Genomic DNA, 7,137 nt, shown 5'->3' with positions numbered 1-7,137 from the left:
ATCATTGACCATCCCCCACGCACTGCGTAGCCTTGCACCCTCGAGGTTCTTCGGCCCACGCCGAAGCTAAGAAGGGAACGCGGTCCAAGCCGCGGCTGCCCCCGCAACTGTAAAGGGTTCAACTGCCTGCCACGCCACTGCCATTAACCCATGGCGGGAAGGCGCAGCCAGCGCCGGTCGCAAGACCCGCAAGCCCCAAGCCAGGAGACCTGCCTCGTAACCGATTTTCTACTTCAACCGGGCGGGGTGATCCGGTGACGAAATCCGCTCCTGCGCGCCGCCGCAGGGCCTATCGTCCCGTATGCCCGCCCCAAAGGGCATCCGATGAAAACACTGGCCAAACTCCCCGTCACCATCGTTACCGGCTTTCTCGGCTCGGGCAAAACCACCTTGCTGCGCCACATGCTCGACAACGCCCAGGGCCGTCGCATCGCCGTGATCGTCAACGAGTTCGGCGAGTTGGGCATCGACGGTGAAATCCTCAAGCAGTGCTCCATCGGTTGCACCGAAGAAGAAGCCAACGGCCGCGTCTACGAACTGGCCAACGGCTGCCTGTGCTGCACCGTGCAGGAAGAATTCTTCCCGGTCATGCGCGAACTGGTCGCCCGTCGCGGCGACCTCGACCACATCCTCATCGAAACCTCAGGCCTGGCCCTGCCAAAACCGTTGGTGCAGGCCTTCCAGTGGCCGGAAATCCGCAGCGCCTGCACGGTTGACGCCGTGATCACCGTGGTCGACAGCCCGGCCGTGGCCGCCGGTACCTTCGCCGCGTTCCCGGACCAGGTCGACGCCCAGCGCAAACTCGACCCGAACCTGGACCACGAGTCGCCACTGCACGAGCTGTTCGCCGACCAACTGGCCAGCGCCGACCTGGTGATCCTCAACAAGTCCGACCTGATCAGCCCTGAAGACCTGGCCCGCGTGCGCCTGGAAGTCGCCGAAGAGCTGCCGCCCGCGGTGAAAATCATCGAAGCCAGCAGCGGTCGCCTGCCACTGGATGTGCTGATTGGCTTGGGCGCCGGCTCCGAAGAACACATCGACGGTCGCCACAGCCATCACGATCATCACCACGACGGTGAAGACGACCATGACCACGATCACGACGCCTTCGACTCCATCTCCATCGACCTGCCGCAAGCCGACGAAGCGCTGCTGCTCGACGCCCTGACCCAGTTGGTGGTGCAACACGGCATCCTGCGCGTCAAAGGTTTTGCGGCAATCCCGAACAAGCCGATGCGCCTGTTAATTCAGGGCGTGGGCACGCGTTTCGACAAACACTTCGACCGCGCCTGGGGCGCCGACGAAGCGCGCATCACGCGCCTGGTGCTGATCGGCCAGGAACTGGATGCGGCGGGTCTTGAAGCGCAACTGCGCGCCGCCCTCAGCGTTTAACCCATGCACCTTCTCAGGACCCAGCCCGGTGGTTTCGTCTCGGACGACAATATCGCCGACTTAGGCCAAACCCCCGCTGAACTGGTGATCCTGTGCAGCGGCGACTCCAGCCTGGCGCTGCTGGCCGAAGCGGCTCAGCAGTTGCCCGACGACTACCCCAGCGTTCGCCTGGCCAACCCGATGCAGGTGCAAAACCATGCCTCGGTCGACCTGTACGTCGATGAGGTGCTGCGCCACGCCAAGGTCATCCTGATTTCGCTGCACGGTGGCATCGGTTATTGGCGCTACGGCATTGAACGCCTGGTGGAGCTGGCCGAGCGCGGCGTACAACTGATTCTGGTGCCGGGCGATGATCGCCCAGACCCGGAACTCAGCGGCTTGAGCACCGTAGACGCTCAAGCGCGCGATCGGCTCTGGCACTTCCTGCGCCAGGGCGGCCTGGGCAATGCGCTGGATTTCTATCGCTGCCTGGCGAGCAGCTACCTGGGCCGCGACTACGTCTGGTCCGAGCCGCAAACCCTGCCGCGCACCGCGATTTATCACCCGCACAAAGCCAACGCTCGCCTCAATGATTGGCTGGCGGACTGGCAGGCCGATGTTCCGGTGGCGGCGGTGCTGTTCTACCGCTCGCATTTGCAGGCGGCCAATACCGGTTTTATCGACGTGTTCTGCCAGCGCTTGCAGGCGGCAGGCCTCAACCCGTTGCCGATGGCGGTGGCCAGTCTGAAAGAGCCCGGCTGCCTGAAAGTGGTCGAGGACTTGCTGGATGAAGTGCAGGCGGCGGTGATTCTGAATACCACCGGCTTTGCCCAATCCAGCCCCGAAGCGCCGCACCTGCGCCCGTTTCGTCGCAATGTCCCGGTGATCCAGGCGATTTGCGCCCAGGACAATCAGCCCGGCTGGGAGGCCAGCGAACAAGGCCTCGGCCCGCGCGACCTGGCCATGCACATCGCTTTGCCGGAGCTGGACGGGCGCATCATCAGCCGGCCGATCAGCTTCAAGGACCTGGCCTGGCGCAGCGAGCGCAGCCAGTCCGACGTGGTGTGCTACCGCGCCGCGCCCGAGCGCATGGATTTTGTCGCCGAGCTGGCACGGCGCTGGGTCGAGTTGGCGCGGGTGCCGAATGCACAAAAACGTATTGCGCTGATCCTCGCCAACTACCCGACCCGTGACGGCCGCATCGGCAATGGCGTGGGGCTGGACACACCGGCAGCAGCGCTGAATATCCTGCGCGCGCTGCAAGCCGAAGGTTACCCGGTGCCGAGTGAATTGCCCGACAGCGGCACCGCGCTGATCCATGAACTGCTCGGTGGCGTCACCAATGACCTGGACAGCCTCGACCTGCGCCCGTGTCATCAAAGCCTGGGCCTGGACGACTACGAGGCAATGTTCAAACGCTTGCCCGAGGCCAATCGCCAAGCGGTCATGGAGCGCTGGGGCACGCCGCACAACGACCCGATGTGCCGCGACGGGCGCATGATGATCGCCGGCCTGCGCCTGGGCCAGACCTTCGTCGGCATCCAGCCCGCGCGCGGTTATCAGGTCGACCACAGTGCGGTGTACCACGACCCGGACCTGGTGCCGCCGCACGGCTACCTGGCGTTTTACTTCTGGTTGCGCCACACCTACGGCGCCCACGGCGTGATCCACGTCGGCAAGCACGGCAACCTCGAATGGTTGCCGGGCAAAGGCGTGGGGCTGTCGGAAAATTGCTGGCCCGATGCGCTGCTGGGGCCGCTGCCGAACATCTATCCCTTTATCGTCAATGACCCGGGCGAGGGCGCCCAGGCCAAGCGCCGCACCCAGGCGGTGATCATCGACCACCTGATGCCGCCGCTGACCCGCGCCGAAACCTACGGCCCGTTGCGCAACCTTGAGCTGTTGGCGGACGAGTACTACGAGGCGCAATTGCTCGACCCGCGCCGCGCGCTCGAACTGCAAAAAGACATCCTCAAGCTGGTACGCGAAACCCGTATCGACCAGGAACTTGAGCTGGATAACGACGCCGACGCCGCGGTCTGGCTGCCGCGCCTGGACACCTACCTGTGTGACTTGAAGGAGTCGCAGATCCGCGACGGTCTGCATATCTTTGGCGAGTCGCCCGACGGCCGCTTGCGCATCGACACCTTGTTGGCCTTGCTGCGCATTCCGCGCGGCGATGGCCGTGGCCCGCAATCGAGTTTGCTGCGCGTATTGGCCAAGGCCTTCGAGCTGGGTTTTGACCCGCTCGATTGCGCCCTGGCCGAGCCCTGGACCGGGCGCCGACCCGAGGTCTTGCAAAAGATCGATCAACAGCTGTGGCGCACCGCCGGTGATACCCGCGAGCGCCTGGAGCTGTATGCCGCGCGTTTGATCGAACAGGCGCTGGAAGGGCCGCTTGAGCAGCTTGAAGAGCCCGGCTGGGAAGACGTGAAGTCGGTCATCGAGAGCCTGCGCATCGTCGTCGCGCCACGCCTGGATGCCTGCGGGCCGGCGGAAATGCGCGGCTTGCTGGATGCCTTGAGCGGTCGCTTCGTACCGGCCGGCCCCAGCGGCGCGCCGAGCCGTGGACGCCTGGACGTGCTGCCCACCGGGCGCAATTTCTTCAGCGTGGATGTGCGCAACCTGCCCACCACCACGGCCTGGCGTATCGGCTTCCAGTCCGCCAACCTGATCCTTGAACGGCACCTGCAGGACCACGGCGATCATCTGCGCCAGCTCGGCCTGTCGGTATGGGGCACCGCGACCATGCGCACCGGCGGCGACGATATCGCCCAGGCCATGGCGCTGATGGGCGTGCGCCCGGTCTGGGCCACGGGCAGCCAGCGCGTGGACGACTTTGAAATCCTGCCGATCAGCCTCCTGGACCGTCCGCGCGTTGACGTAACGCTGCGCGTGTCCGGGTTCTTCCGTGATGCCTTCGCCAACCTGATCCGCCTGTTCGACGCGGCGGTGCAGGCGGTGGCGGCGCTGGATGAACCGGATGACATGAACCCGCTGGCGGCCAAGGTGCGTAGCGAACGTGAGGCACTGCTCAGCGCCGGTCTGGATGAGAGCGCCGCTGCAAAACAAGCCGGCTGGCGCATCTTCGGCGCCAAACCGGGGGCTTACGGCGCAGGCGTCCAAGGCGCGATCGACGCACGGCTGTGGCAGAGCCGCGAGGATTTGGCCGAGGTCTACTTGAACTGGGGCGGCTACGCCTACGGTGGTTCCGATGAAGGCACCGCCGCCCGCGAACAGTTCGCCCAGCGCCTGAGCCAGGTGCAGGCGGTCTTGCAAAACCAGGACAACCGCGAGCACGACCTGCTCGATTCCAACGACTACTACCAATTTCAGGGCGGCATGCTCGCCGCTGTGGAAACCCTGAGCGGCGACAAGGCCGCCAGTTACCATGGCGACCACAGCCAGCCGGACTTGCCCAAGATCCGCACCTTGAAGGAAGAGCTGAACCGGGTGATCCGTGCCCGCGCGGCCAACCCCAAGTGGATCGAAGGCGTGAAGCGCCATGGCTATAAAGGTGCGTTCGAAATGGCCGCGACGGTAGACAACCTGTTCGCGTTCGATGCCACCACGGCGCTGATCGATGATCACCAATACGCTTTGCTTGCCGACGCTTACCTGCTTGACGCTGACACCCGAGCCTTCGTGCAGCAGCACAACCCTGACGCGTTGCGCGACATGACCGAACGCATGCTCGAAGCCCAGCAACGTGGCCTGTGGCAAGAACCCGGCGCATACCGCGAGGCGTTGGAAAACCTGTTGCTGGACATAGAAGAAGACAGCTAGCGTACGAGCACCGACTGTTGTCGCGAGCAGCTTTGTTGTGGCAAGCAGACATGTGGCGAGCGGGCTTGTTGTGGCGAGCGCTAGCCACGATAAGCCCGGCCACCTCAGGGGATTGCCTGTGCCGCAGAATTTAACGAGAACTTGCATGACCGACATTCCACATTTCCCGCTGTCCGCCGTGGTCGGCGCCGATGAACTGAAACTGGCGCTGTGCCTGACCGCCATCGACCCGAAAATCGGCGGCGTGCTGATCGAAGGCCCGCGCGGCATGGCCAAGTCGACCCTGGCGCGTGGTCTGGCGGACCTGCTCGCCAGCGGCCAGTTCGTCACCCTGCCGTTGGGCGCCACCGAAGAACGCCTGGTCGGCACGCTGGACCTGGACGCCGCATTGGGCGAAGGCCGCGCGCAGTTTTCCCCTGGCGTACTGGCGAAGGCCGACGGCGGTGTGCTGTACGTCGATGAAGTCAATTTGCTCGCCGATCACCTGGTGGACCTGCTGCTGGACGTCGCCGCCAGCGGCACCAACCTGATCGAGCGCGATGGCATCTCGCATCGGCATTCGGCGCGCTTCGTGCTGATCGGCACCATGAACCCGGAGGAGGGCGAGTTGCGCCCGCAACTGCTCGACCGTTTCGGCTTCAACGTGGCGTTGAGCGGGCAAACCCTGCCCGCCGAGCGTGGGCAAATCATTCGTCGGCGCCTGGATTTCGACAGCGATCCCGCCGCGTTCTGCGCCCAATGGGCCGAGCAGCAAGGCGCCTTGCGTGAGCGTTGCACGCAGGCGCGGGCGCGGCTCGACAGCATTGAGCTGGATGACCAATCCCTGGCGCAGATCACCGAGCGCTGTTTCGCCGCCGGTGTCGACGGCCTGCGCGCGGACCTGGTGTGGTTGCGCGGCGCACGCGCCCATGCCGCCTGGCGTGGCGCGACCGCCATCGCCGAGCAAGACATCGAAGCCGTGGCCGAGTTTGCCTTGCGCCATCGTCGGCAAGAGCAATCCCCGCCGGCGAGCCCGCCCAATCAAGGCCAGGCCCCCAAACCTTCCGACTCTTCACCCGGCCAGGGCCAGTGGGGCGACATGCCCGCGCCAGCCTTGCCCACGGGCGCACGCCGGGAAGTGCCTGCCTGGCCAAAAAAGCCTTAGGCATTCGCCCTCGTCCTGACGCGGGGGCGGATGCCCGGCCCAAGGCGGGGCGACTGGACAACGGCAGGCACGGCAAGGCGCGCAGCGCCAAACACGGCACGATCAACTGGCCGGGCACCTTGCTCGGCGGGCGGCCGCACTGCCGTGAGGATGTGCGCTACCACCTGCGCACCCGCGCGGCCCACGAGTTGTGGCTGGTGATCGTCGATGCCTCGGCCTCCACGCGGCGCCATGGTGCGTTGAGCGACGCCAAAGGCCTGCTCGCGCAGCTGTTCGACGATGCCTACCGCCAACGCGCGCGCATGGCATTACTCACGGCCAGCGGGCCGTCGCCCACCTGGCAAGTGCAGGGCTTGAAGGCCGCCAAAGGCTTGACCGGATGGCTGGCGCAACTCGGCGCGGGTGGCGGCACGCCGTTGCTGGCGGCGCTGTCCGAGGCGGGGCATTGGCTGCAGGCGCGACGCCAGCGTTACCCCGCCGAGCGACAGCGTCTGCTGGTGATCACCGATGGCCGGCTCAAGGATATTGCCGGTTTGCCAGCGCTCGATTGCCCGGGGCTGCTGGTGGATATTGAGCGCGGCCCGATCACACTTGGGCGAGCAGCACAGCTGGCGCTGGCGCTGAACCTGGACTATCGGCATATCGACAGTCTGTAGCGTCAATAAAACTGAACTCTGGCCGATTTCCGCTTGTCCCCGCTTCCCATGTCACTCCCCGCCTGCCAAATCCCTTAATTTTCCAAGCCTGCCGGAAGCCTCTTCAGGCTTGCGGCTGCGCCTGCTTTTTTTCAGGCGCCCAGCACACCCGATCCTAACGGCAGCTGAAAACGGACTTTC

Annotated in this window: 4 protein-coding genes and 1 riboswitch; all 4 genes read left to right on the top strand. The window is 65.3% G+C overall.

Features of this window, described 5'->3' with window-relative positions:
* Nucleotides 1-26: 26 nt before the first annotated feature.
* Nucleotides 27-231, top strand: a riboswitch (cobalamin riboswitch).
* A 93-nt stretch (nt 232-324) separates the two neighbouring features.
* The 4 genes from cobW to AACU78_RS06320 all read left to right on the top strand — a co-directional run bounded on the left by cobW (nt 325) and on the right by AACU78_RS06320 (nt 6,957).
* A complete protein-coding gene (cobW, locus tag AACU78_RS06335; protein WP_106580323.1) occupies nt 325-1,392 on the top strand; it encodes a cobalamin biosynthesis protein CobW in 1,068 nt (355 codons plus the stop codon).
* Between the two features lie 3 nt (nt 1,393-1,395).
* Complete coding sequence (gene cobN / locus AACU78_RS06330; RefSeq protein ID WP_106580322.1) at nt 1,396-5,157, top strand: cobaltochelatase subunit CobN; 3,762 nt, start codon at nt 1,396-1,398, stop codon at nt 5,155-5,157.
* 145 nt (nt 5,158-5,302) lie between these two features.
* The gene (locus tag AACU78_RS06325) at nt 5,303-6,301 is read left to right on the top strand and encodes an ATP-binding protein (RefSeq protein WP_106580321.1); all 999 of its coding nucleotides are present in this window, start codon (nt 5,303-5,305) and stop codon (nt 6,299-6,301) included.
* Between the two features lie 53 nt (nt 6,302-6,354).
* Nucleotides 6,355-6,957 carry a vWA domain-containing protein gene (locus tag AACU78_RS06320; RefSeq protein WP_106580325.1) on the top strand — a complete coding sequence of 201 codons (603 nt, stop codon included), beginning with the start codon at nt 6,355-6,357 and terminating at the stop codon, nt 6,955-6,957.
* The last annotated feature ends 180 nt before the right edge of the window (nt 6,958-7,137 follow it).

It is taken from the genome of Pseudomonas sp. R9.37, from assembly GCF_963878885.1.
Classification (GTDB): Bacteria; Pseudomonadota; Gammaproteobacteria; order Pseudomonadales; family Pseudomonadaceae; genus Aquipseudomonas.
This window is presented reverse-complemented; position numbering and strand designations above follow the sequence as displayed.

Excerpts from the sequence above, each read along its gene's own strand:
- cobW (WP_106580323.1), top strand. The coding sequence starts at position 325 with ATGAAAACACTGGCCAAACTCCCCGTCACCATCGTTACCGGCTTTCTC.
- cobN (WP_106580322.1), top strand. The coding sequence starts at position 1,396 with ATGCACCTTCTCAGGACCCAGCCCGGTGGTTTCGTCTCGGACGACAAT.
- AACU78_RS06325 (WP_106580321.1), top strand. The coding sequence starts at position 5,303 with ATGACCGACATTCCACATTTCCCGCTGTCCGCCGTGGTCGGCGCCGAT.